The 24,847-nt window shown below is 44.1% G+C and carries 18 protein-coding genes and 2 tRNA genes; 4 read left to right on the top strand and 16 right to left on the bottom strand.

Going from position 1 to position 24,847, the window contains the following annotated elements; translation table 11 throughout:
- Positions 1-22: 22 nt before the first annotated feature.
- The 5 genes from dnaG to ACGG81_RS05265 form a co-directional block, all read right to left on the bottom strand.
- On the bottom strand, positions 23-1,798 hold the full coding sequence (gene dnaG / locus ACGG81_RS05285) for a DNA primase (RefSeq protein WP_390109973.1): 1,776 nt from the start codon (positions 1,796-1,798) through the stop codon (positions 23-25).
- A 71-nt stretch (positions 1,799-1,869) separates the two neighbouring features.
- Positions 1,870-2,877 (bottom strand): deoxyguanosinetriphosphate triphosphohydrolase, encoded by a 1,008-nt coding sequence (locus ACGG81_RS05280; protein ID WP_016439203.1) that lies wholly within the window; start codon positions 2,875-2,877, stop codon positions 1,870-1,872.
- Positions 2,878-2,889: 12 nt separating this feature from the next.
- On the bottom strand, positions 2,890-4,392 hold the full coding sequence (pap, locus tag ACGG81_RS05275; protein WP_390109970.1) for a polyphosphate:AMP phosphotransferase: 1,503 nt from the start codon (positions 4,390-4,392) through the stop codon (positions 2,890-2,892).
- A gap of 204 nt (positions 4,393-4,596) precedes the next feature.
- A tRNA-Leu gene (locus tag ACGG81_RS05270) sits at positions 4,597-4,681 on the bottom strand.
- 71 nt (positions 4,682-4,752) lie between these two features.
- Positions 4,753-4,837, bottom strand: a tRNA-Leu gene (locus ACGG81_RS05265).
- 222 nt (positions 4,838-5,059) lie between these two features.
- On the opposite strand from ACGG81_RS05265, the gene ACGG81_RS05260 reads away from it, so the two are divergent.
- Together ACGG81_RS05260 and ACGG81_RS05255 are read left to right on the top strand one after the other, a co-directional pair.
- Positions 5,060-5,740: a DUF4004 family protein gene (locus ACGG81_RS05260; protein WP_390109968.1), complete on the top strand. Its 681-nt coding sequence runs from the start codon at positions 5,060-5,062 to the stop codon at positions 5,738-5,740.
- Between the two features lie 70 nt (positions 5,741-5,810).
- Positions 5,811-6,491 carry a hypothetical protein gene (locus tag ACGG81_RS05255; RefSeq protein WP_009262718.1) on the top strand — a complete coding sequence of 227 codons (681 nt, stop codon included), beginning with the start codon at positions 5,811-5,813 and terminating at the stop codon, positions 6,489-6,491.
- A gap of 123 nt (positions 6,492-6,614) precedes the next feature.
- On the opposite strand, the gene ACGG81_RS05250 is transcribed toward ACGG81_RS05255, so the two are convergent.
- The 6 genes from ACGG81_RS05250 to ACGG81_RS05225 all read right to left on the bottom strand — a co-directional run bounded on the left by ACGG81_RS05250 (position 6,615) and on the right by ACGG81_RS05225 (position 14,673).
- Entirely contained in the window at positions 6,615-7,736 is a 1,122-nt protein-coding gene (locus ACGG81_RS05250) for an aldo/keto reductase (RefSeq protein ID WP_320852403.1), read from the bottom strand.
- Between the two features lie 39 nt (positions 7,737-7,775).
- The gene (gene rsmH, locus ACGG81_RS05245) at positions 7,776-8,900 is read right to left on the bottom strand and encodes a 16S rRNA (cytosine(1402)-N(4))-methyltransferase RsmH (protein ID WP_009262720.1); all 1,125 of its coding nucleotides are present in this window, start codon (positions 8,898-8,900) and stop codon (positions 7,776-7,778) included.
- 55 nt (positions 8,901-8,955) lie between these two features.
- On the bottom strand, positions 8,956-11,502 hold the full coding sequence (locus ACGG81_RS05240; protein WP_390109964.1) for a heavy metal translocating P-type ATPase: 2,547 nt from the start codon (positions 11,500-11,502) through the stop codon (positions 8,956-8,958).
- 11 nt (positions 11,503-11,513) lie between these two features.
- Entirely contained in the window at positions 11,514-11,816 is a 303-nt protein-coding gene (locus tag ACGG81_RS05235; protein WP_016439208.1) for a metal-sensing transcriptional repressor, read from the bottom strand.
- A gap of 269 nt (positions 11,817-12,085) precedes the next feature.
- Positions 12,086-13,483: an MFS transporter gene (locus ACGG81_RS05230; RefSeq protein ID WP_117501360.1), complete on the bottom strand. Its 1,398-nt coding sequence runs from the start codon at positions 13,481-13,483 to the stop codon at positions 12,086-12,088.
- Positions 13,484-13,497: 14 nt separating this feature from the next.
- Entirely contained in the window at positions 13,498-14,673 is a 1,176-nt protein-coding gene (locus ACGG81_RS05225; protein WP_016440204.1) for a M20 family metallopeptidase, read from the bottom strand.
- Between the two features lie 281 nt (positions 14,674-14,954).
- Here ACGG81_RS05225 and ACGG81_RS05220 point away from each other — a divergent pair, with 281 nt between their 5' ends.
- Positions 14,955-16,283: a hypothetical protein gene (locus ACGG81_RS05220; RefSeq protein ID WP_270196268.1), complete on the top strand. Its 1,329-nt coding sequence runs from the start codon at positions 14,955-14,957 to the stop codon at positions 16,281-16,283.
- A 102-nt stretch (positions 16,284-16,385) separates the two neighbouring features.
- Here ACGG81_RS05220 and ACGG81_RS05215 read toward each other — a convergent pair whose 3' ends face one another.
- The 5 genes from ACGG81_RS05215 to ACGG81_RS05195 form a co-directional block, all read right to left on the bottom strand.
- Positions 16,386-17,705, bottom strand: coding sequence for a uracil-xanthine permease family protein (locus ACGG81_RS05215; protein ID WP_390109960.1), 1,320 nt, complete (start codon positions 17,703-17,705; stop codon positions 16,386-16,388).
- Between the two features lie 234 nt (positions 17,706-17,939).
- A complete protein-coding gene (locus ACGG81_RS05210; RefSeq protein ID WP_016439213.1) occupies positions 17,940-19,628 on the bottom strand; it encodes a DUF4091 domain-containing protein in 1,689 nt (562 codons plus the stop codon).
- Positions 19,629-19,672: 44 nt separating this feature from the next.
- Positions 19,673-20,923, bottom strand: coding sequence for an RICIN domain-containing protein (locus ACGG81_RS05205; protein ID WP_117576294.1), 1,251 nt, complete (start codon positions 20,921-20,923; stop codon positions 19,673-19,675).
- A 37-nt stretch (positions 20,924-20,960) separates the two neighbouring features.
- Positions 20,961-22,313: a carbohydrate ABC transporter permease gene (locus ACGG81_RS05200; RefSeq protein WP_009262729.1), complete on the bottom strand. Its 1,353-nt coding sequence runs from the start codon at positions 22,311-22,313 to the stop codon at positions 20,961-20,963.
- Between the two features lie 12 nt (positions 22,314-22,325).
- On the bottom strand, positions 22,326-23,228 hold the full coding sequence (locus ACGG81_RS05195) for a carbohydrate ABC transporter permease (RefSeq protein WP_009262730.1): 903 nt from the start codon (positions 23,226-23,228) through the stop codon (positions 22,326-22,328).
- Between the two features lie 247 nt (positions 23,229-23,475).
- Here ACGG81_RS05195 and ACGG81_RS05190 point away from each other — a divergent pair, with 247 nt between their 5' ends.
- On the top strand, positions 23,476-24,822 hold the full coding sequence (locus tag ACGG81_RS05190; RefSeq protein ID WP_009262731.1) for an extracellular solute-binding protein: 1,347 nt from the start codon (positions 23,476-23,478) through the stop codon (positions 24,820-24,822).
- The last annotated feature ends 25 nt before the right edge of the window (positions 24,823-24,847 follow it).

Raw genomic sequence — 24,847 nt, 5'->3', positions numbered from 1 at the left:
ATAATCTGTTTCTATTTTATCCTTAATTGATGGAAATATGCAGTTTTTGCAGATCCTGCACCGCTCTTTTACTCTCCATCAACCGCTGTAATCCCACAATATCGGTCGGTTCTAAATTTCTTGTCGCCGTCTCGATGCTGTTCTCTTTCACACGGATGATTGTCTCTTTGAGTGCTTTCTCCTGCTCACTTTTGGTCGTCAGTTCCCTGATCTTCGTATGGAACAAAGCTGCCACCTCCCGGTGCTCCTCCTCATCTGTGAAGTGGTTCATAATTTTTGCCGGATTGACTTCTCCTTTCTCATACTGCTCATAGAGCAGTAAAGCAACGGTCCGGTAAAGCTTCGTCGTAAAATCTTCCGGCATAATGTATTTCCGGATCATTCCAAACAGAGATTCATCTTCGATCATCCACGTAAGCAGAATCTTTTGCGACTGAAGCATGCCATCTTCTTTTTGCTGTTCTTTTGCATGTGTCGTCCGCGGTCTTGCCACCGGTGACGCCATCCCCGACTGCACCGCCGCTTTCGCCACTAATTTCCGCAGACTATCGTATCCGATATGGTAAGCTTCTGCCACGGCATCGATATAGTTGTTGCGCTCAATTTCCTCTTCGAACTGCGCCAGCCTCTTTGCCGCCTCATAGTAGAACTCCGTCTTTCCTTCCGGAGTATGCATATCATACTGTCGCTCCAAAATCTCCAGGCTGAACATAAATCCATTGCGTGCCTTTCCAATCCGCTGTTCAAATGCTTCTGCACCAAGATTTTTAATAAATTCATCTGGATCTTTATATGGGTCCATCCGGATCACTTTTGCACTGATCCCGGCTTCCTTTAAGATTGGCACTGCCCTAAGAGCTGCTTTTGTACCAGCCTCATCACTGTCGTAAGTCAGATAGACTTCACTGACATACCGCTTGATCAGAGAGGCATGTCCCGCTGTCAGCGCTGTTCCAAGCGAGGCAACCGCATTGGTAAATCCTGCCTGGTGAAGTGAGATCACATCCATATAGCCCTCGCAGATCAGAAAATATGGTTTTCGCGATGTGCGCGCCCGATGCAATCCATAAAGATTCCGGCTCTTATCAAAGATCAGTGTCTCCGGCGAGTTGAGATATTTCGGTTTCCCATCCCCCATGACTCTCCCGCCAAAACCGATGACACGGTTGTTCGCATCCATGATTGGAAACATGACGCGGTTCCAAAATTTATCATAGATTCCGTGTTTCTCATCCGTATTGATCAATCCCGCCTGCCGGATCAAATCGTCTGAATATCCTTTTTCTCTGAGAAATTTATACAGATCATCGCTGTATTTATTGGAATATCCAAGTCCGAACTGTGTGATCGTTGTATCGGTAAGCCCTCTGTCTGTCAGATAACGGTAAGCATGTTCTCCGTTTTTCCCTTTTAACTGTGAGTAAAAATACCGTGCCGCAAGCTTATTCATCTCCAGAAGTGTATTCTTTAGGTTCGCTTTCTCTTTTGCTTCCTTAGAGTATTCCATTTCCGGAAGTTCCACTCCCGCGCGCTCCGCAAGCATTTTTAATGCTTCCACAAACGAGTAATTCTCATATTCCATAATAAATGTAAAGACATTGCCCCCTGCCCCACAGCCGAAGCAGTAGTACATCTGTTTATCCCTGCTCACAGAAAACGACGGGGACTTCTCACTGTGAAATGGACAAAGTCCAAAATAAGAACTTCCCTTTTTCTGCAATTTCACATAGCCGGAAATCACATCTACGATATCATTTTTCATGCGGACTTCTTCCACGATGTCTTCTGAATAATACATGATTTCCCCCTTTCCAAAACTGTCTCAAAATCCTTACGTTATAAATATTCGACAAAACTTTCTCATTTCCTTTAAATTTTCCAAGATTCTGGAATAAAAATTTCCTGATACTGCTTTACGGCATATAAATCAGTCATACCCGCAATAAAATCACAGACATTTTGCTCTTTCTTGCCTTCTCCTCGTTCGATTCTGTCTCTATATTTTTCCGGTAGTTCTGAAATATGCTCTATGTAATACATATAGAGCTGCTCCACAAGGTGTACTGCTTTCTTCTCCTCTGCTTTTGCTCTGGAATTCTGATAGACTTCCGCAAACATAAACTTCCGAAGCTCCGCAGTTGCCTCCCCAATCTCCGGCGACATCCTAATCTCCGGGCAGTCCATACTCTGCGTGATCACGTCATGGATCATTGCATTCATCCTCTGTCTCGGTGAGGCTCCGAGTGTCTTTCGAAGCTCCTTTGGGATTCTCTCCTCTGTCAGAATTCCTCCGCGGATCGCATCGTCTGTATCGTGTGCGATGTAGGCTATTTTATCTGACAATCTGACAATTTGGCCCTCCAGAGTGGATGGTCGTCCTGCAGTCTTATGATTTAAGATGCCATCCCTCACTTCCTTTGTAAGATTAAGGCCTTGTCCCTGATTTTCCAACACTTCCACGACCCGGACACTCTGCTCATTGTGTCGGAATCCGTTCGGGCACACGCGGTTCAGCGCCCGCTCTCCGGCATGTCCATACGGCGTGTGTCCAAGATCATGTCCAAGCGCGATCGCCTCCGTCAGGTCTTCATTGAGCCGCAGCGCCTTGGCGATCGTCCGGGCATTCTGTGATACTTCCAACGTATGTGTCAGCCTCGTCCGGTAATGATCTCCTTTCGGCATCAAAAATACCTGCGTTTTCTGCTTTAGTCGCCGAAACGCCTTACAATGTAAGATCCGATCCCGGTCTCTTTGATATACTGGACGGATATCGCATGGAATCTCCTCTCTGTCACGGCCTTTGGAGTTTACACTCATCGCTGCATAAGGACTTAAATATTCTAGTTCTCTTTGTTCCATCTGCTCCCTGATCGTCATCTGTCCACCTTCTTATCTGCTTTCTAATCTTTTCTCGATTGCTTCGATCACTGCCTCCAGCACTTTGATCCTCGCATAGTATTTACAGTTTCCTTCCACGATCACCCAAGGTGCTTCCGGCGTAGATGTACGGATCAGCATCTCATTAACCGCCTCCTCATAGGCATCCCATTTGTCTCTGTTGCGCCAGTCTTCCTCTGTGATCTTCCACTGTTTTTTCGGATTTTTCTGCCGCTCTTCAAACCGCTTTCTCTGTTCCTCTTTGTCAATCTGCATCCAAAACTTCAGTACGATCGCACCGGACTGTACAAACTGTGCCTCCATGTCATTGATCTCTTTGAATGCTCTCTGCCACTCCTTCTTCGTGCAGAACCCTTCAATCCGCTCTACCATCACCCTTCCATACCATGTCCGATCATATACCGCCACATGTCCTTTCTTCGGCACATTCTTCCAGAATCGCCATAGATAATGGTGCGCCTTCTCATAGTCATTTGGTGCAGCGGTCGTATTCACTGTAAATCCTCTCGGATCCATTTTTTCCGTCAGGCGTTTGATCGCCCCTCCTTTTCCTCCGGCATCCCATCCTTCAAATCCGATGATCACTGGAATCTGTCTACGGTACAGTTCTCCGTGCAACTTCCTGATTTTCTTTTGCAGTTTCTTTTTCTTCTTATGGTATTCTTTCTCCGTATAGCTTTTTGTCAGATCCACTTTCGCAAGCACCGATTCCTTTAACTCTCGGTTTTCCCACGTTTCTGTCTCTTCCGTCTCTTGTGAAATTTCTCGCCCGGCTTCCGCCCTCTTCTCGGCAACCGCTTCCTTGAGCGCTTCGATCACAGTCGTGTAGATCTTGACCGTTGCGAATCTGCGGTCTGTCGCCTCCACGATCGTCCACGGTGCGTAGTCTGTATCCGTTCTCTGCAGCGCCTCCTCGATCATTCGGACATAGCTATCATACTTTTCATTTTTCTCCCAATCTTCCCGTGAGACCCTCCATGCAGTCTCCTTTGACTCCAGAAGTTTGTCAAACCGCTTTTTCTGTTCTTTCTGATCGATTGCGAGAAACAATTTGATCATCACAGTTCCACCGGCGGTCAGCTGTTCTTCAAAAGAACAGATTGCTGCATAGGAATCTTCCAGCTCCTCCTTCTCTGTGTTTCCCGAAAAACGATCCGCAAGTACTCTCCGGTACCAACTCGTATCGTAAATCGCAATCTTTCCATTTTCCGGTGTCTTGATCCAGAACCTTCGAAGGAATGGATATTTCTGTTCTTCCTCTGTCTCTCCAGTGATTGCATGAACACGGAACCCTCTTGGATCCAGCGCCTGTATAAGTTTTCCAATCTGGACGCCCTTCCCCGACGCTCCGAATCCTTCCAGTACGATCATCACAGGAATCTTATATGCATGGCATTCCCTCTGTAACCTGCCAAGTTCCAGTTCCAGTGCTTCCATCTTCTCGCGGTAGGATTGTTTTTCCAGTTTCTTTGTCAAATCAATTTTCTCCAACATACAAGCTTCCTCCTCATACTGTTATTTATTTGTACTGTGCAGACAGATTATTCAGAAAAAGAAGCGAAAAGGAACTATACATCTCTGTACAATTCCTTTCTCTTTCACTCCTCTCTTCCCATCATCTGCCACGAGCCTTTATCACAGTTTTTTGTTCTGTAATATGATAAAAAGGCATTTACAGCTACCTGTAAATGCCTGACATGCAGGAGATGGGACTTGAACCCACACGATCGCATTGATCACAAGATCCTTAGTCTTGCTCGTCTGCCAGTTCCGACACTCCTGCATCTCGCATATGTATTCACTTTTGAGCAATCTCATACACTCCGAACGTACCTCGGTCACTTGAAACAGCAATGCAGGAGATGGGACTTGAACCCACACGATCGCATTGATCACAAGATCCTTAGTCTTGCTCGTCTGCCAATTCCGACACTCCTGCATGTCAACTTCTCTATGTCCGTCGTACAAACGATATATTACCATCCACCAGAACAAATGTCAACACTTTTTTCAATTTTTTTATTTTTCATCCTCCTCTTTACAACAAAACAATGTTGTGTTAATATTTATTTATATCAAAACAATGTTTCATTAATTTCTTTTTAGTAACACATTGTTTTATTAAAATTTTGATATAACTGATTCTAACAGGAGGTGCTATATGGACATTTCTCAAAAAGAGCTTTCAAAAAAAGACCTTTTAAAAACAACCGGAATTTCCTACGGACAGCTCTATCGCTGGAAGCGGGAAGGTCTGATTCCAGAAGAATGGTTCGTGAAAAGACCCAGTCCGACCGGTCAGGAGACTTTCTTTCCAAAAGAACAGATTTTAAAACGGGTGCAGGCAATCCAGACTTTGAAAGACCGCTACTCTCTCGAGGAACTTGCAAAGCTTCTCTCCCCGGAAATTACAAACCGTGTTTTCACAGAAGAGGAACTAGAATGTTTCACAGAGATTGATATCCGTGTTGCAGCAGATTTCATGGACGTTCTTAACAAGGATACCTTTACCTTTATCGAAGTACTCGTGATGATCACCCTTTGCAGGTGGAAGGAACAAAATCTGATCCAGGAACAAGAACTATACGATCTGATTCCAAATGTAGCCACGACTGCCGCAAATATCACAGAGATTAAGACCTCTTTTCTGCTCCTTACGGTACATGAAGCACATTATGGTCTGTTTCTTCTCAATCCTTCCCCGGAAGGATCACTCTTGTTTGACGAGCGGATCAAGGTCGTCTGCCAGATTTCTCTCCAGGAACTCTGCCATGAGATTAAACTCAAATACAAAGACACCTTTTCTTTTACATTCGATGAAGAGGCTGTCAAAAACAGTTAAATTTTTTATCACTTTTCAACAGCATTTTTCAAGCAGTATTTGACACTGCTCAAAGAAGGAGGAAACTTTTATGAAGACGGATACTAAAATCAGCGGTTCCGGAAAAATCGGACAGGGAGAATATAACTTGATCAAGATCAGCGGCAGCGGCGCAATTGAAGGCCCGGTAACCTTTGAAACTTTCAAAGTCAGCGGCTCCTGTAAAGTATGTCCGGATGCGACACTGGAAGGAAATGAGATGCACATCAGCGGTTCCATTCATTCTCAAAGTGAAATTAAGGTAAATACACTGCATGTCAGCGGTTCTCTTCATTCTGAAAACGATATGAAAGTCCGTTCTCTCAAAGCCAGTGGTTCCTGCCACCTGCAGGGGAAAATTTATGCAGATGAAATTTATGTTTCTGGTTCTTTGAAAAGCTCAGAAGAAGTCAATGCTGACATCGTCGAGATTCGTGGCATGGCAACTTTAAATGACTTGTTCGGAGAACAGATTACTTTTATTCCCGAAAACTGCAACAGCTTTAACTTCTTTCGTTTTGCAAAACATCGGAAACTCAGCAACGTAAAAAATATTGAGTGTACAACCCTGGAAGCCGGATGTCTGCAGTGTGACACGATCAGCGCTGAAAATATTCTCCTGACAGACGGCTGTGTCGTAAATCATATCCAGTGCGACGGTACGCTTTCCTATGACAGCACTTGTCAGATTGGCACTGTGGAAGGAAACTGTGCACAGAAATTATTATCCTAATCCAGTATCACACCCGCTATCTCTACAGAAAAACTTTTTATCCCAACGCTTGACAAAAACCAAAACAAGCCTTACAGGAAAGCAATCTCTTCCTCTGCAAGGCTTGTTTTTACTTACTTTTCTCTACAATGTATTCAGTTCTTCTGCTACCTGCTGTAGATTTTCCCGGATTGAAATTTTCTGCGGACAGACTTTCTCACATTTTCCACATCGGATACAATGATCTGCCTTCGCTTTTTCATCCATTCCAGACCATTTTTTCTTGGTCTGTTCTGTATTCTGGTATACCGCCTGATCGTTCCAGATTCTGAAATTTCCCGGAATATCTACTCCCGCCGGACATGGCATACAGTAAGCACAACCGGTGCATCCGTTCTTCACACGCGATTTCAAAGTATCCGCTGTGTTCTCGATCAACTTCTGTTCCTTCTCTGATAACGGCTCAAATGTCTCAAAAATACTAAGATTATCTTCCACTTGTCCCATCGTACTCATACCGCTTAAGATGACTTTTACATTTGGAAGTGTTCCGACAAATCGAAGCGCCCACGATGCAATACTCGCCTGTGCCCGCTCCTTTGTCAACTGTTCTTCAATCTCTGTCGGAAGAGATGCAAGCATTCCTCCTTTGACCGGTTCCATAACAATGACCGGAATGCCTTTCTCCTCTGCCAAATGATATCCTTTCATTCCAGCCTGGATTTCTGTATCCATATAATTGAGCTGAATCTGACAAAAATCCCATGGATAATAATTTAGAATCTCCTCAAATACTTCATAATCATCATGGAAGGAAAATCCAAGATAACGGATCTTTCCTGCCGCACGCATTTCTTCCAGATATGGTACGATCCCAAGCGCTTTTACCTTCTCAAATTTTGCACGGTCAAGCGCATGAAGCAGATAAAAATCTACATAATCTTTGTGCAGACGTTCCATCTGTTCCTCAAAAACCTTTTTCGCATCCTCCAGTGTATCCAGCTTCCAGATTGGCAGCTTTGTCGCAAGATAGTAAGAATCACGGTCATATTTTTCCAGCACTCTCCCCACGAAAGGTTCACTGTCCCCATTGTGATACGGATATGCTGTATCAATGTAATTGACACCCGCTGCGATTGCCCGGTCGATCATGTTCTCTGCTTCTGCCTCGTCAATCTTCTGATCCGCTGTCAATGGAAATCTCATACATCCAAATCCAAGAAGTGACGTTTGGATCCCCAATTTTTCAAATGCTCTTTTTTCCATAAAAATCCCTTCCTTTTCTACTGCTGTATATCATTACTATTATTCTTTTGCCCTGACTGCCCAGCGCATTTTAGTAGAACGAGCGCGGCTGTTCCTTGTACACTCCTCCGCTGAAGGACGGATGACATCCTGCGCGATCTCGCTGTAAATTCCTGCTCGCTTCAGCTCTTTGAAAGCCTTCTTTACGATCCGGTCTTCCCCTGAATGAAATGTAAGGATCGCCACTCTTCCGCCCGGTGCCAGTGCCGCCGGCAACTTCTCCATAAATGCATAGAGTACCTCAAACTCACTGTTCACATCAATCCGAAGCGCCTGAAATGTTCTCTGGCACGATTTCTTTACCGCTTCTTTCTGCTCCCGCTCCGGCAGGAAAGATAACGCCTCTTCAATCGCTTTCTGAAGTTGGATCGTCGTCTCCACCGGCTCTCCTTTTCTTAACTTTTCCATCACTGTGGCCGCAATCTCCTCTGCATAAGGCTCATCGGAATTTTCCCACAACATTCCTGCCAGTTCTTCTTCTGTCACCTCTTTGAGACGCTCCGCAGCCGATACCCCTTTCTGTGGATTCAGCCGAAGGTCAAGCGGTCCTTCCTTCTTATAGGTAAATCCTCTCTCCGGATTGTCAATCTGCATAGAAGACACTCCAAGATCTGCGAGGACGAAATCAAACGGACCTGCTTCTCTGGCAATCTGATCAATGTCCGCAAAATTCATCTGCCGGATGGTCAAAATCTCTTCTCCATATCCCGCTTTCTCCAATCGCTCTTTTGTCTTGACTGACTCAATCGGATCTACATCAAGCGCATATAGATGCCCCTGTCCCTGCAGACACTTTAACATTTCCTTTGTATGTCCACCATATCCCAGTGTGGCATCCAGTCCTTTCTGCCCCGGCTGGATCTGGAGAAAATCCAAGATCTCCTTCACACAGATAGAAATGTGCATCCCGACCGGAGTCCCTCCTTTTTGAATGACTTTCTCGATCGTCTCCGGATATTTCTCCGGCTGAAGCTCCTTATATTTCTCCTGATAGCTGCGCGGATGTGTCCCCTTATATCGAACGCGGCGCTTATGTTGCTTTTGTTCTGTCTGATTCTTCGACACAGTAGTCTCTGCCTGAATCTCCTCCAGAGATTCTCTGTCATTTCTATCCTGGTCTTTCATATCCTACCTTCTCTTCCTTTTTTGTTTTTCCAATAGCAGCTGCAGCGCAATCTTTTTACTGGATTTCTAACACCTGATAATCTTTCGCTTCGACAGCCTCTTTTAAAATATCAGACGACACATCTCCACTCAAAGTCACAACTGCAGTCCCTGTTTCATGACTTACAACCGCTTCCTCTACTCCCTGGATCGCCTCCAGTGTCTTTTTCACTGTCGCCTCACAATGTCCGCACATCATTCCTTCGATTTTCATTGTTTTCTGCATAGTCAATTCCTCCTCTTTTGTCTGTTTTTTATGTCTGTTTCTCTTTTTATCTTTTCTGGCATCTTCCAAATGGAACAAATTCAGCCGGAGCGCATTCATCACGACGCAGAAGCTGGAAAGACTCATCGCCGCCGCTCCGAACATCGGATTTAGCTTCCATCCAAACAGCGGATACCATACACCTGCTGCGAGAGGAATTCCGATCACATTATAGAAAAATGCCCAGAATAGATTCTCATGAATATTTCTCAATGAGGCTCTGCTAAGCCGGATTGCTGCCGGAACATCACTCAGTCTGCTCTTCATCAGCACCACATCTGCCGCATCAATCGCCACATCTGTTCCTGCACCGATCGCCATTCCGATATCCGCTCTCGTAAGCGCCGGAGCATCATTGATCCCATCTCCTACCATAGCAACTTTTCCATTCTTTTTCAATGCCCGAATGGTACTTTCTTTTCCTTCCGGCAAAACTCCTGCAATGACTTCATCCACACCGGCCTGTTTCCCGATCGCCTTGGCAGTCCGTTCATTGTCTCCAGTCAGCATGACAACATGGATTTCCATGTTCTGTAATTCCCGAATTGCCTGCGAGCTGTCTTCCTTGATTACATCTGCTACCGCGATCACTCCTGCTAACTTTCCTTCTTTTGCAAAGAATAACGGCGTTTTTCCTTCCTCTGCAAACGCTTCTGCCGTCTGTTTTATCTGTACCGGCACGTCTGCCTGCTCTCGGATAAAATTCAGATTCCCTCCGGCAAGGGGCACTCCTTCCCATATTCCAGTCAATCCATTCCCCGGCACTGCCTGAAATTCTTTGACCGAAACCGTTTCCACTGTACCCTCTTCCTGTGCTCTCTGCACGATTGCATGTGCCAGTGGATGTTCGCTTTTTTGTTCCAGTGCATAGGCAATCTGAAGAAGTTCTTTCTCTGTCATCCCATCTGCCGGAAGAAGATCTGTCACCTCTGGTTTTCCACTTGTGATTGTTCCAGTCTTGTCCAGTGCGACAATTTCTGTTTTCCCGGTCTCTTCCAGAGAAACTGCCGTTTTAAACAAAATTCCATGCTTTGCACCCATTCCGTTTCCGACCATGATCGCCACCGGAGTCGCAAGGCCAAGCGCACATGGGCAGCTGATGACAAGCACTGCGATTCCCCTTGCCAGTGCAAATCCAACACTCTGTCCTGCCAAAAGCCATACAACGACAGTGATCGCCGCAACCGCCATGACGATCGGGACGAACACGCCCGACACTTTATCCGCTACTTTGGCGATCGGAGCCTTTGTCGCTGCCGCATCACTGACCATCTGAATGATCTGGGAAAGCGTCGTATCTTCGCCGACTCTTGTGGCCTCACATTTCAGGAAACCAGACTGATTCATCGTCGCAGCAGACACCAAATCTCCTTCTTTTTTATCTGCCGGAATGCTTTCTCCTGTGAGCGCCGCCTCATTCACCGCACTGTTCCCTTCAAGCACAATGCCATCTACCGGTATATTTTCACCGGGTCTTACAAGAAATACATCTCCCTTTTTTACTTGTTCAATGGAAACCGTTTCTTCTGTTCCGTTGCGCAGCACAACTGCATGTTTCGGTGCAAGGCGCATCAACCCTTTGAGTGCATCTGTAGTCTTCCCTTTGGATCTGGCCTCAAGCATCTTTCCGACTGTGATGAGCGCCAGGATCATTGCGGCTGACTCAAAGTAAAATTCATGCATGTACCCCATCACCTGCTCCATATCTCCACGAAGCTGTGCCTCTGTCATCGCAAAGAGTGCATAGGTACTATACACAAATGAAGCACCGGAGCCGAGTGCCACAAGTGTGTCCATATTCGGAGCCAGATGCCACAATCCTTTGAATCCACTGACAAAAAACTTCTGATTGACAATCATGACCGCAATCGTAAGCAGCATCTGGAGCAATCCCATCGCCACATGATTCTCTGCCAGTATTTTCGGAACCGACCATCCCCACATCATATGCCCCATCGAAAAGTACATCAGCACTACAAGAAATCCTAAGGATGCAATCAACCTTCTCTTTAAAACAGGAGTTTCCCTGTCTTTCAGCAGTTCTTCCTCCTTGTTTTTCGCTATCCCATTTGCTCCCTCTTTGCCATCTTGCTGTTTCCCGTTCTTTGTTGCTGCGCCATATCCTGCTGTCTCCACCGCCGCAATCACAGCAGCCGGATCTGCACTTCCTTCCACCCCCATGGAGTTTGTCAAAAGACTCACCGAACACGCTGTTACTCCGGGTACGTTCGCCACTGCCTTCTCTACCCGCGCACTGCACGCTGCACAGCTCATTCCTGTGACCGTGTATTGTTCCATTCTCTGCCCTCCTACTTCATAAGCTTCTGCAGTACCCCTACAAGCTCATCAATCGTCTCTTCTTTTCCTTCTCTGATATCTTCCGCCACACAACTGCGGATATGATTTGCAAGAAGCACTTTGTTAAAACTATTCAGCGCTGCGTTGACTGCCGATACTTGAATCAAAATATCTGTACAGTAGACATCTTCTTCTACCATTCGCTTGATTCCCCGTACCTGTCCTTCAATTCTGCTTAACCGATTGACCAGGTCACGATATTCCTTCTCTGCACGTTCTTTCTTTTTATGACAACATTGTTTTTGTTCTTCCATCATCATCTCTCCTTTTCCAATCAAATATACACTTCTATCCGCTGTATTCTTCACTTTTCCTATCATTTTCTTTTATTGACTAAGAATGGTTAGAAGTATCTTTACACTCGCATTATATACCCTTGACGGGTATATTGCAAGTATTTTTTTGACTTCTTGTCTGAAAGAATTTAATGCCCATTTTCTCTGCTGATACAACAGCTGAGGTACAACAAAAAGAGCGATTGCTTTTCACATTCTCATGCTTTGCAATCGCTCATAATACTTTTCTATTTTGCTTTTTCATTACCGCTTAATTGTTTTCTTACAACAAATATAACGAGGAAAAATCCTGCCATCGAAATTATAACAGTAACTCTGAAAATATTGTTCACACCTGCTTGTACATTATTTGCACTCATTCCATAAACAACTCCGTTGATTGCTGCCGCAAATAAAGTGGAGAGTGAATTTACAAAAGTAACCAATGCCGTTCCGACTCCAAGATCTTTTTGCGGAAGTACTGATTGCGCTACCGGTGTCACAGACACAGAGCGGAAACTTTCTGCGATTCCGGTAATTCCAATGCAAATCAGATACACAATAAATGGTGTGGACGCAGTTGTAAAACCAAGCGGAATAAACGGAAGTGCTGCAAGTCCTGTGGCAATCGCCATCGCTTTCCAGTTATTTGCCGCTTTCTTTCCAATCCACACACCGGCAATTGTTGGAAGTACCATCGTCAGAATTGTTCTCGGAAGCTGAAGAGAACCTGCTGCCGCAGCAGACACTCCCATAACATCCTGTACAGCCAACGGCACATAAGCGCTCATCGCTGTCTGATAAAAATAGCATACAAATCCAACCGCCAAAAGTGTTGTAAATTTTCTGTTTTTAAATAAATACATTGGTACGATCGGTTCTGCTGCCTTATTTTCCATTTTTACAAAAATAATTCCTGCAACGACTGTGACTGCAAACCCTGCCAAAACTTTCAGATTTCCCCATCCGATCAGCGGACCATAATTCATTGCCAGACAGAATCCGCTAAGTAAAACGGCCAGACAAACAATTCCCGAAAAATCAATCTCAACTTTATCTTTCTTCTTGTTTGGCAGAGAAGTTCCAATCAATACAACCCCAATTAAAAGCGGAATCGCCGGAACCATCAAGGCAAATCTTAAAAAACCTGCATCTGCAAGTCCCCCTAATAAGATTCCCCCTCCAAAACTTCCTACCGCAATAGCGCTTGCGAGATATCCCATTGCTTTTGGAACATCTTTTGACTCATTGATCTCCCGCATCAGAATATACGGTGCTGCGGTAAATGCTCCCTGTGCAGCTCCAAGCAGCAGACGGAAGATTGCAAATGGAAGAATCGAGTGTACAAGACTCATGCCGATTCCGCATGCAGCACAAATGATTCCTGAAATCACTACAATATTTCTTCTTCCGAATAAATCACCAAGTTTTCCTCCGATCGGCGTCATAATCGCCAACCCCAGCGATGCAAAAATTGTCAGCAGAGAATAATACTGTGATGCATGCATTTCTGCCAATATCGGTCCCTGAATGACAAAAAAACCAACTCCAAAAACAGTAACCGAAAACATCAGACACACGCATCCAATGATTACCGCATTTTTCTTTCCCTTCGTAAGAGGGATCATTACCTTTTCTTCCGACATGCGTTTTTTCTCCTTTACTGATTGTTCTTCAACCACTCACTTGCACAATATGCAAACGCACCTGCTCCAAACAGAAGTGCCTCTTCATTAAATTGTACTTCCGGACTATGGCTTACTCCTGCTTCGCGATCTGCAAATCCTCCTGCCAGGAACATATAAACACCCGGTACACGCTCTGTAATCTCTGCAAAATCGTCAGAAGCACTTGATTTTACTCCTGGAACAGAATATTTATTCGGTACCGGTACCTGATCTAAATATCCCAACATTTCATCTGCCAATTTCTGATTACAGATTAGCGGAGGAACTTCTGACAGCATTTCTATTTCCGCTTCTACATGGAACATTTCCGCAGTTTTATTCACAATTTCTTTCATTCTTGTCACCAGAAGCTTTCTCATCTCTCTGGACATTGTGCGAATGCTTCCTTCCATCACTGCCGTATCCGGAATAATATTAAAAACAGTTCCTGCCTGCATATGACCAATTGTCAATGTACACGTTTCTGCCGGATCACACTCCAGCGCCACAACTTCCTGAAGAGCCTCATAAATCTTCACTGCAGCATTCAAAGGATCTTTTGCCAGATGTGGATATGCACCGTGTGCCCCTGCACCGGCAATCTTAATTCGGAATCCATCACAGGATGCCATTGTCGCACCATCTTTATTGAAGAAATACCCTCCCGGAGGTCCCCCCGGTCCAATGTGGAAGGACAATGCAGCGTCCACTTCTGGATTTTGCAAAACGCCTGCGGCAATCATATCTTTTCCGCCTTTAAAAATTTCTTCCGCAGGTTCAAACACAATTTTTACTCTTCCTTCCAACTCCTCTTCCTGCTCTTTTAACATTCGTGCAGCTGTCAACAGCATCGCCGAATTAAGATCATGTCCGCAAGTATGTGCTTCTGTCCCTGTCGGACAAGCAAACGGAAGTCCACTCCGTTCTTCCATCGGCAATGCATCCATGTCCGCTTTCAAAAGAATGACTTTCCCTTTTGTCTTTTTGCCAACCATTGCCACAACACCATGTCCACATTCCTGCGGTTCCATTCCATATTCTCTTAATTTCTCCATGATGTACTTCTTTGTTCTTGGCAACTCCAGCCCCACTTCGGCATTTTGATGAAGATACCTTCGGTTTTCCACCGTTTCTTCCTGTAATTCTGCTGCTCTCTTAAAAAAATCCATATCCTGACCTCCTCATTTTTATTATATCTTTTTAGAAGATATAAAGAATATTTATGGAATACTTATGGAATACTTTGTATGTTGAATTGTATCAGTATTTTCTATATAAGTCAATATTTTTTGTTGATTTTTACATCTGTATTCTTCTCTCATTTTTCAAAACAGTCTTGCACTCCAATTTCCTATCTTGTAAAATAAAGCATAGGATATTTCCTTTTCTAGGAGATGTAACTTTTTACATCACCTCATTTTTACACTTCAAAAACGAAAGGATTTCCATGATGAACAAGCGAAAAATTATTATTATCACAAGTAAGTTTCTGCACGTTTTCGTACAGCACATAATTGATGAACTTCCTCTCGACTGCGATGTGGAAATCGTAGAATACAAGTGCTTTCAAGATATCAAACAGATCTATCAACAATATGAATCTACCTCTGATGGTTTTATGTTAAGCGGAAAAGCAGCGCTTGCCGCTTTGGAAAAAGCACTTCCTGATCATAGGAAACCCGCGGTTTCTTTCGGTTCCGATCTGGTTTCTATGTATCGACTGCTGTTAAAACATTTTGTGGAACAAAGAACTCTCCGCACAGACCGGGTAATTTTTGATTTTCTTCTCCCAATTCAGGAAAACGCTACCGTTTCATATTTTCTCCATGATATGGATTTTCCAAGTACCAATACTGCAGTAGACAACTGGCTTGCAACTCTGGACATTGGCAGGCTCTCCTCCATCGAAGAAGAAACTTCCCAGAAAATAATCCGACTATGGGAACAAAATCAGTTTGATCTTCTAATCTGCCAATACAGCAGCATTATTCCGGTTCTAGAACAGCATAACATCCCTTATATCTATTGCTATCCGGAAAAAGAAGTCTTTCAATCACTGGTAGAAACACTTCTTGCACAAATTGAACTGTCTTTCTTCCGCGAAAACCTCCCTGCTGCAATTACCATCTCTGGAACTTCCTCAGAGATTGGTGAAAAAGACCGCGCTCAGTTAAAGACTGCGTTGTATGCTTTAAAAGCTGAACTTGCGCTGGATATGATTTTTCAGGAAACACCAACCGGCTTCCAGTTATTTACAAGTGCCAAATATATTAACTACTTAACTGACCACTTTCAGACTTCCTTTCTGAGCGTCCGATTAAAAGAGGACTACGGCTTCCCGGTATCAGTCGGATATGGAATCGGGAAAAATATCACAGAAGCCCGCAGTCACGCGGAGGCCGCCTTAAAGGAATCGTTCTATGCCAAAGGCAGTTTTGTCATTGATGAAAATGGGAATCTAATCGGCCCCCTTAACCGCAGCCACTGCGTTACAATCCAGAAAACCATGTCCGAGCAGCTATACCGGATTGCCGAACAATGTAAATTATCTACTCTGACCATTCAAAAATTAAATACCATCCTTCAAATTACCGGGACAAATAAGATGACCTCTCAGGATCTCTCAGAACACCTCGGTGTCACCTTAAGAAATGCCAACCGTATTTTAAATCAGTTGGAAAAAGGAGGTGCTGCCACTATGGTATACAGTCATTCTTCCACCTCCAAAGGACGACCTGTAAAAGTTTATGAACTTCATTTTAACTCTGAAACATTATGATTTCATACAAAAATAAGGACACCTAATGGTGTCCTTACATTTTTATCGTATTCATTCATTTTTGAATCCTGACCGGTTCTTTTTTGAAAGACTTAAAACAGTTTATTTCCCTGCTTCCTTATCTTTCGGCAAGATCACATTCAGCAAGATTGCAGCAATCGTTGTCACAACAACCGGAGATTTTCCAAATACTGTTGTGACCCATGCTGGAAGCTGTGCCAGCGCATCCGAACACTGTGTGATTCCCATACCGAGTGCAACCGAAAGTCCTACGATCGAAGTATTGCGATAGGTCAGCGGCTGCTGTACCACTAACTTGATTCCGGTCATGGCGATGGACGCAAATACCGAAATGGTCGCTCCTCCAAGTACACACTGCGGAATCGTTGTAAGAAGCGCCGAGGACTTTGGAACAAATCCTGCCAGCAGGATAATCCCTGCTGCAAGTCCTAACACTACACGGTTTACTACCTTTGTTGTTGCCACGATTCCAACATTCTGGCTGAACGTCGCAGTTGGCAACCCTCCAAAGAAAGAACCTAAAATATTCGTAATTCCATATCCAATGATTCCCCCTGAAAGCTCCTTGTCTGTAGGTTCTCTGTCCAATCCTCCCCCACTTGTGGCAGAAAGATCTCCGATGGCCTGCACTGAGTTAATAATGAAAAGAATCACCAGAGTCATAACTGCCGACGTTTCAAATTTCATTCCAAAATACATCGGTCTTGGAATCTGAAAAATCCCTGCACCCTGCACTGCTGAAAAATCAATCATACCAAAAAATCCGGATATGATATATCCGACAATCATTCCGATCAGAATGGATGCCAGCTTCAGGATTCCTTTTGCAAAATGATTAAGTGCTACAACCACAGCCAGTGTAAGAAATGCCACAAGCCAGTTCTGCCATGCCCCATAGTTTGGGGAAGACTGTCCGCCCGCCATGTATTTCACTGCAGTCGGATAGAGCGACAGACCGATTGTAAAGACAACCGTTCCGGTGATCAAAGGCGGGAACAACTTCCTTAATTTTGTCACAAAGATTCCAACAAAGATCGCCACAACTCCTCCGATCAACTGTGCTCCAAGAATCGTAGCAATATCAAAATTACCAACGATCGCCTGCATACTTGGCAGATAAGCAAAACTCACCCCCATAATCACCGGAAGTCCTGAACCGATTCTGCCTCCAAGCGGGAACAGCTGAATCAGTGTGGAAACCGCCGCGATGAACAATGCTGCCTGGACAAAGATTACTTTGTCACCCTCATTTAGCCCTGCCATCTCTGCAATCACGATGGCTGGTGTCACACACCCTACGATCATCGCTACTACGTGCTGAAGTGCAAGCGGAAACGCCTGTGTCAATTTAGGAACACCGTTCAGCTCAAATACAGATGCGTACTTCTTTTCTGTTTTCATTTGTAGTTTTCTCCTTCCATTCGCTTACAAACGTGCTTTTCAAACCTTCTTACGACAGGTTTCGACAGGCAAAATAGCTCTGATTTTTTCACCCATACAGCAACTTAGAGCGTACCCGGATATCCGGACGCGCTCTGTAAGCATGAATGCTGTTTCTTTTTTATCTTCATTATAAAAAATACGCCATGCAGTTGTCAATGTTCCTTTTTCATATTTTACATATTTTCAGCTCCATTATCCTTTGGATCTTTCATCTGTATTTTTCTGTTTTGCATTCTGAAGTGCACTAAGTAGTTCCTCATACACTTTGGCAAACAACTCCGGACTATCTTTGTATGTATAATTATTTGTAAAAACGCTTCCCAGCAGTCTGTCATGAGCTGTTTCATCCACTTTCCTTAACATCTGCCACAATGCAGCATCTTCTGCACCACGCCGCTGTGCCTCCAGACGCATTCCCATCCTTGGTCCTTCCTTTCCAGGATAGATCAGGAAAGAATCTCCACATGGAAAATTCGTGCCGATTCCCGTATGGTTCGGGCAACTCGTTCCCTCATAGGGATTCATCTCCCCTGGAAATTGATTCAGTCCCCAGTGAAGGAATCCGGAAATCCGATTTTTTGCGCATCCCCAGAACAGCATTCTGCCTTTGAGCAATGCAAAATCGAGAAATCTGTTCAGCCAATGTCCTTCCGGTCCACAGCAGACATACGTCCATACAGTTTCTCCAAGACGGATCAATGTGTCAAACTCTTCCTTTTTCTTCTCATATCCGGCAGTACCCGGAACCCAGATATCAATTCCACCTCTGAATTCTGCCGAATCCACTGCTTCAATGATCCGGATCCCCGGAATATATTTTCTTAAAATTCCGGCTGCAAGATAATACTGTCTCTTGCGTGCTTCCAATACTTCCTGCGTCTGATAATGAATGTCTGGTTCATCGTGGATATGGAACAATACTCGTTTCTCCCATCCATGTTTTGTCAGATAGTTTGCAAGACTTTTTACAAAGGTCACAGTCAGTTCATACCCTTCCAGTGTCTCAAATGGAACATCTTTCGCCATCGCACATGTAAAATGTTCTGTATACATATCCGGCATGCCATCCGACTTTTTCCCTCGATCAAGCAGCACTCCAAGTTCCATATACTGCATTCCCGCTTCAAAAAACGCTTCAATCTCTGGTGTCAGATATTCAAAATCAAACTGATACGGCTTTCTTGCAGTCACACACTTCTCATCCAACTGAATAAAAAACACATTCTGGTGCATCCGCCGCATCGTCTGAATATATTTTCGAAGCATTTGCAAATACTCTTCCGAACCTTTTTCCACCCCATGGAAACGGCAGATTGCCTCCTCGGAAAACCAGTTCGTGACCCAAAATGTATTTTCCGGTATCCTCACATCATAGATCTGCACAGTGACTCGAAGCTGATAGATTCCTTCTGCCATCTTTGCCGTCACCATGACGGAATATTCTCCTGCTTCCAGCTCTTTCTCCGGACAGATGCAAAAGTAAACTGCCGCTCTTCTGTCATTTTCACTTTCCCTCGCTGGAATCTTCCCGGTCTGCTGTTCTTTCAGGCAATCATAGACGAAAAACGGCGCCTTTCTTGTTGCATAAGCCGGTGTTTCTTTCTGCTCCTCCACAAGTACCATCGCTCCGCCTTGATTTTCCCCATCTCCGGTATTGTATTCCACCGGCACTGCAATCATTTCATACCACTCTGCATAAAATCCATCACCTTCGAAATCCATCTGGATCTCATCGCCTGTCGTATCCAGCAAAAGCTGAATCCCCTGCTTTCCATTTTTCGGCATTACCACCCGAATGGACTCCGGCAGTGTCTCAGAGACACTGTCCGGATATAAAAATTCTTCCTTTTCTGTCAGGACACCCTGATATTTCTTACCCATGTTTTTCCCTTTCCTGCTCCTTATCTGTCTCAATTTTTTGCCTTTTACTGAACAGGCACAAACGTCCACTCATCGTTTGCATTCTCGTTTTTCTCATAACTCCACTGGACAATCGGTGCACCTTCTTCCAAAGAAGCATTTTCTACACACAATGCTTTTCCACTAAGCGCCGACATCAGTTTCCATGTCCCGCTCTCTGTTGGAACCAGATACCATCTCTGATTAGTTCCTCCATGATAAGGATATGCCACGACCGGATTCCCATTTGATGTCACTCCGGAATCCGCAGTCAGATCCACATAGGTTCCATCTGCCATATTCTGTATACTCCATGTCTGATCTGCATTCTGCATCAATGTCCACTTGGTACTGTCACTTCCACTCTCTGCCGAAGATTGTCTCAACTGAATTCCTTTCTGATCGCCGGAAAGATCCAGCACTTTTTTGCTTTCCTGATTGACGATCTGATAGGTTCCACTTTCCGGAAGCCCTGCAAAATCACTGTCATAGTAAGTTCTTACATAATCTACGAGAAATTCTCCCGGAAGATACTGTTCCTCTGGCGTACCTAGATGTCCCTCCAAACTGAGCACCATGTGGCGGGAAAGTTCTACAAAAGAATCCTCTCTGCTTGTCTTCTCCCATGCAAGCTGTCCGTCAAAATAGAACCTCATCTTTCCCTCTCTCCGCTCAAGGGCATAGGTATGATAGTCTGCACTGATATCTTCCAGGCCAGTCTTCCACCCATTTGTACCTCTCTGCAGATGGAGAGACGGACTCTGGTTCCACGTATGAATCGTACTTGTCATTTTTGTATAATCAAATGTTTCCATAATATCAATTTCCGGATTCGGATTCAGCTCAAAGCTCAATGGGGAAGACTGCATCCAGATTGCACTGAGTACATTCGCCTTTTTGTCTAATGCTTTCGCACGTACTTCTACATAGCTTGCAGTTCCCGGAACATCGAATTTTGATTCCACCGCTCCTGCCGTATAAGCCTTTCCGTTATAGTCCTGCTTTTTCGCTGTGAGTACAAGATTTCCATCTCGCACAGATACATTTTCCGGACAAAACGCAAGATCTGTTGTGACATCATACCAGATTCCGTTTGTCCATTTGTTCTCATCCAGACAGTCTCCATCAAACTCATCGGAAGAAGCCGGAAGCAACGTCCAGTTTCCTCCTTCCGGCGGCGCTGCCTGCACTTCTGCTCCTCCAAATCCATATGCAATTCCACAAGCTCCCACAGCGATCGCTGCAATTTTCTTGAATTCACTTCTTTTCTTATACATATGACGTCCCCTTTCTCATACGAAAATACTAGAACTATTATCCTTTCACACCAGATGCGACAATACTTTGTTTTAACTGTTTTGAGAACAAAATCGAAAGCAGGATCACTGGCGTGATCGTCACGACCGCAAGTCCCATCAGCGCATTTTGTTTTGTCGCTACGTTGTTAGAAATATTATACAGTGCCACGTTTAATGTCCAAAGTTTCTGATCTTCTGTGACCAGCCATGCCCAGAAGAAATCATTCCAGTTCCCAATAAAGGTCTGCAGCGCAATGAGCGAAATGATTGGCTTAGACAGTGGCATACAGATTCTTGTATAGAGGTAAAAGCTTCCCGCGCCGTCAAGCTCTGCCGCCTCAAAATAACTTCCCGGAATCTGATCAAAAAATCCTTTGTACAGGTACACATAAAATCCATACGGGTACAAGAACGGAAGGAGCAACGCTGCATAGTTGTTGTAAGCTCCCATTTCTCTATACATGATCAACTGTGGAAGCATAATGCTTGCAAATGGCACCATCATTCCACCGAGGAAGAATAACAGTACAAACTGTCCTGCTCTCTTGGAAAGTTTCCTGCTGATGACAAATGCACATACCGAACACAAGATCACCTGTGAAACCATTGCGAATCCGATGACGATGATACTATTAAATACAAATGTCATAAATCCAAAGTTTTGTACTGCTTCACTTTCTGGATAAATATATGCCGGCATCTGTAAGTAGTATTTAAAGCTCTCCAGATTCAGAAAATTTTTCACTTTGTCACCAACGCTTACAAGCTCTCCGGTTGTCTGATATTTTTCGTCCATGATCTTTGCGACTTTCTCAGAGAACTTTGTCCCAAGTCCTTCCGGTGCTTTTTCAGACACTCCGTTCATATCAAATTCATAGCCAATGGAATCACATGCACGGATGTAGCGATCCCCGTGGAGAAGTACTTTTGTCTTGATCGCAGTTCCTTTATAAATTCCATAATCCTTTTCCATCTGCAGTTTCATCTGGTGTGCTCTCGAGTAAAATACCGTCTCTCCGTCTTTCACTCCGTACACTTTAATTTCCATAATAGAATCTTCCTGCATCTTCTGGCTGACTCCAAACATGGTCACAATATTATCCTGCAGCATTTTGTCCTTTAATTCCTTCTCGTCTCCTTTGACCTCAGAATAATCTAACACGACCGATAAGCTATTTGCTGCATCCGGAAGCAGTTTCGGCGGTATCTCGTATATTTTTTTGTTATCTTTCATCGCGCTGGAAACTGCAAAAATCATCGGATACAACATCGCTGCCGCAAAGATCAGTGACACGACTACTGCAACAATTTTCAGCCCGCGCTCAGATTTTCCAAGCTTCATTTTTGTTCTATGCTTTGTTTTCTTCATCTTCTCTGCCTCCTACTCCTTCTCCATTTTTTCAAAACGCATCTGGATCATCGTCATTGCTGCGATCACGAGCAACAGGATCACAGAAGCCGCAGAACCTCTGCCATAATTCAGATCTTGATTGAATGCATTGTAAATGAAGATTCCCTGTGTAGTCGATGCCCCACTTGGACCTCCTGAAGCATACATATAAGGTACATCCAAAAGCTGCATCGTAGTGATCACACACATGATCAGCTGGATAAATATCATAAAGGAAATGTTCGGTAATATAATATGTATGATTCTTCCAAATCCGGTACATCCATCAAGCGCCGCCGACTCCATAATATCCGTGGAAACTCCCTGGATTGCTGACAGGTAAAGCAACACTGTCAATCCACCTCCGAGCACTCCCGGAAAGATGATACAAAATTTGACCAGATTTGGATCACTGAGCCATGTCTGCGGCTGACCTCCAAAAAACTTCACGATCTGGTTTGCCACACCGTAGTCCGGATGCCAGATCCATTTCCATATAATTACGTTTACAGAAGTCGGAATCAATGCCGGGAGAATATAAAGTGTCGTCAGACATTTCTTCAACCGCACCAACTCATTTAAAAGAAGCGCCTGGATCAGTGGGATCAAAAAGCACATACACAGCTGTAATGCGAGCAGAATAAATGTATTCTTCCAGGAATCCCAGTATCCCTGCATCTGGAAAATATCTACATAATTCTGGAAACCAACAAATTTCCCTGGCTGGTTGATTGGATCGTAGTTAAATAATGAAATGAAAAATGCACTGAAAATCGGATAATATTTCAGCCATACTGTGCACGCCATCGGAATGAACAAAATACACCAAGGCGTCACTTTTTTTCGAAACTGATAACTGCCTGCTCTGTTTTTTTTCTGCGGACTTTTTTTCATCAGTATTACCTCCCTTGTGTTTTCTCCCTAAAAGTATATCGTTATTTTGTCTAAAATAGAATGTCTGAACCTAACGACGATGTCACCGTTCTTAAAGTCTTCCCGCACCTTTTTTCCTGCCCGCTGTCAAATTCGTCCATATCTTAAAAAATGTGACGTTTTTCGTTAGTTCTGGTTCGTTTCTTTTTCCCTGCAAATCTGTTATGATAAATCCATCAACAAAACGAAGTCAAAGGAGGACTTGATTATGAAGAAGAAACTGATCGCTTCTGTTCTCTGCCTTTCTATGGCTGCCGCTTCTCTTGCAGGCTGCGGCGGATCTGATGGAAATAAAGCAGATACATCCGGAAGCAAAGACAAAGAAAGCAGCAAAGGGAAGGTTGAGCTTACTATCTGGGACACAAGCCGTAACAAAGATGACTGGTACACTTCTATGGAGAAAAAATTTCTTGAGGAACACCCGGATATCACTTTGAATAAAGTTGTCAAAGAAGGTGATCCTGGAAATGAATTTTATCAGGCAGTCGCATCTGGAACTGCACCGGATCTGGTAAACTGTTCCTTTACAATGATGGACTCCTATATGTCCGCCGGAATCTTAGAGCCTCTGAACAAATATACAGATGAGTGGGATGAATGGGGTGACTTTACAAAAGAATATGTCGATATGTTCACAAAAGACGGAAATGTCTACGGCATTCCTAACCTTGTAGCACCAATGCTTTTTGCTTATAATAAGACTTTATTTGAAGAAGCTGGAATCAACGAACCACCAAAAACATGGGACGAAGCTCTTGAGGCAGCTAAGAAGATCAACGATCCAGACAATCAGGTAACCGGATATGCAACACTTGCCGCTGAATGGACGGAATGGTTCTTCCAGTATTATGTATGGCAGGCAGGCGGAGATCTCACAAAGGAAAATGAAGACGGAACTGCCGAACTTACTTTCACAGATCCAGCTGTCATCCAGGCTGCTGAATATTATCAAAAATTAAAGAGTGAAGGAGTTCTCCAGAGCGATCTTACTTTAAAATTCAATGACCTTGTGAAAAACTTTGGTATGGGAAAAATCGGTATGATGCCGTTTGCAGGAGACTGGGTGTCTGAGGCGATCACAAATGGAATCGATCCAGATGATATCGGACTTTGCCTTCCACCAGTAGGACCTTCCGGCGAACAGACAACTGCAATCGCAGGAGACTGCTATGTGATCAATGCAAAAACAGATCAGGCAAAAAAAGATGCTGCATGGGAATACATCAGCTATATGACTGGAAAAGAATACCGCTCTTCTTACTTTGAAAACCTTGCAACTAAAGGTGCTCCAAACCCGGTGATCATTCCTAGAGATGACATGAGTATTACAGACTTCTATGAATTCCCGGAAGAATACGCAGAAGTGCTTGAATCTGCAAAATCCATCGGACGTCTGGAATTCTACGGAAAAGCAGACTTTGGAACTTATGTTGACAAAGCTGTACAAAAGATTCTGACAGATCCAAGTGCAGACCCGGAAAAAGAATTCTCAGAAGCACAGAGCCTCTGTGAAAAAGAAGCATTGGAAAAATTCAACGAAGCAAATAAAAAATAATCAAAAAATGTCCTGTCAAACAGTA

Source organism: Faecalimonas umbilicata (genome assembly GCF_042846195.1).
GTDB lineage: Bacteria > Bacillota > Clostridia > Lachnospirales > Lachnospiraceae > Faecalimonas > Faecalimonas umbilicata.
Note: the sequence above shows the minus strand (reverse complement) of the source record. Positions and strands in the feature narration are given on the sequence as shown.

What these genes read in the sequence shown, in the direction of transcription:
- ACGG81_RS05255 (WP_009262718.1), top strand. Translation starts at nt 5,811, where the DNA reads ATGAAGACGGATACTAAAATCAGCGGTTCCGGAAAAATCGGACAGGGA.
- ACGG81_RS05240 (WP_390109964.1), bottom strand. Translation starts at nt 11,502, where the DNA reads ATGGAACAATACACGGTCACAGGAATGAGCTGTGCAGCGTGCAGTGCG.
- ACGG81_RS05210 (WP_016439213.1), bottom strand. Translation starts at nt 19,628, where the DNA reads ATGGGTAAGAAATATCAGGGTGTCCTGACAGAAAAGGAAGAATTTTTA.
- ACGG81_RS05215 (WP_390109960.1), bottom strand. Translation starts at nt 17,705, where the DNA reads ATGAAAACAGAAAAGAAGTACGCATCTGTATTTGAGCTGAACGGTGTT.
- ACGG81_RS05230 (WP_117501360.1), bottom strand. Translation starts at nt 13,483, where the DNA reads ATGTCGGAAGAAAAGGTAATGATCCCTCTTACGAAGGGAAAGAAAAAT.
- ACGG81_RS05190 (WP_009262731.1), top strand. Translation starts at nt 23,476, where the DNA reads ATGAAGAAGAAACTGATCGCTTCTGTTCTCTGCCTTTCTATGGCTGCC.
- ACGG81_RS05235 (WP_016439208.1), bottom strand. Translation starts at nt 11,816, where the DNA reads ATGGAAGAACAAAAACAATGTTGTCATAAAAAGAAAGAACGTGCAGAG.
- pap (WP_390109970.1), bottom strand. Translation starts at nt 4,392, where the DNA reads ATGTTGGAGAAAATTGATTTGACAAAGAAACTGGAAAAACAATCCTAC.
- ACGG81_RS05195 (WP_009262730.1), bottom strand. Translation starts at nt 23,228, where the DNA reads ATGAAAAAAAGTCCGCAGAAAAAAAACAGAGCAGGCAGTTATCAGTTT.
- ACGG81_RS05200 (WP_009262729.1), bottom strand. Translation starts at nt 22,313, where the DNA reads ATGAAGAAAACAAAGCATAGAACAAAAATGAAGCTTGGAAAATCTGAG.
- ACGG81_RS05220 (WP_270196268.1), top strand. Translation starts at nt 14,955, where the DNA reads ATGAACAAGCGAAAAATTATTATTATCACAAGTAAGTTTCTGCACGTT.
- dnaG (WP_390109973.1), bottom strand. Translation starts at nt 1,798, where the DNA reads ATGTATTATTCAGAAGACATCGTGGAAGAAGTCCGCATGAAAAATGAT.
- ACGG81_RS05260 (WP_390109968.1), top strand. Translation starts at nt 5,060, where the DNA reads ATGGACATTTCTCAAAAAGAGCTTTCAAAAAAAGACCTTTTAAAAACA.
- ACGG81_RS05225 (WP_016440204.1), bottom strand. Translation starts at nt 14,673, where the DNA reads ATGGATTTTTTTAAGAGAGCAGCAGAATTACAGGAAGAAACGGTGGAA.
- ACGG81_RS05250 (WP_320852403.1), bottom strand. Translation starts at nt 7,736, where the DNA reads ATGGAAAAAAGAGCATTTGAAAAATTGGGGATCCAAACGTCACTTCTT.
- rsmH (WP_009262720.1), bottom strand. Translation starts at nt 8,900, where the DNA reads ATGAAAGACCAGGATAGAAATGACAGAGAATCTCTGGAGGAGATTCAG.
- ACGG81_RS05205 (WP_117576294.1), bottom strand. Translation starts at nt 20,923, where the DNA reads ATGTATAAGAAAAGAAGTGAATTCAAGAAAATTGCAGCGATCGCTGTG.
- ACGG81_RS05280 (WP_016439203.1), bottom strand. Translation starts at nt 2,877, where the DNA reads ATGACGATCAGGGAGCAGATGGAACAAAGAGAACTAGAATATTTAAGT.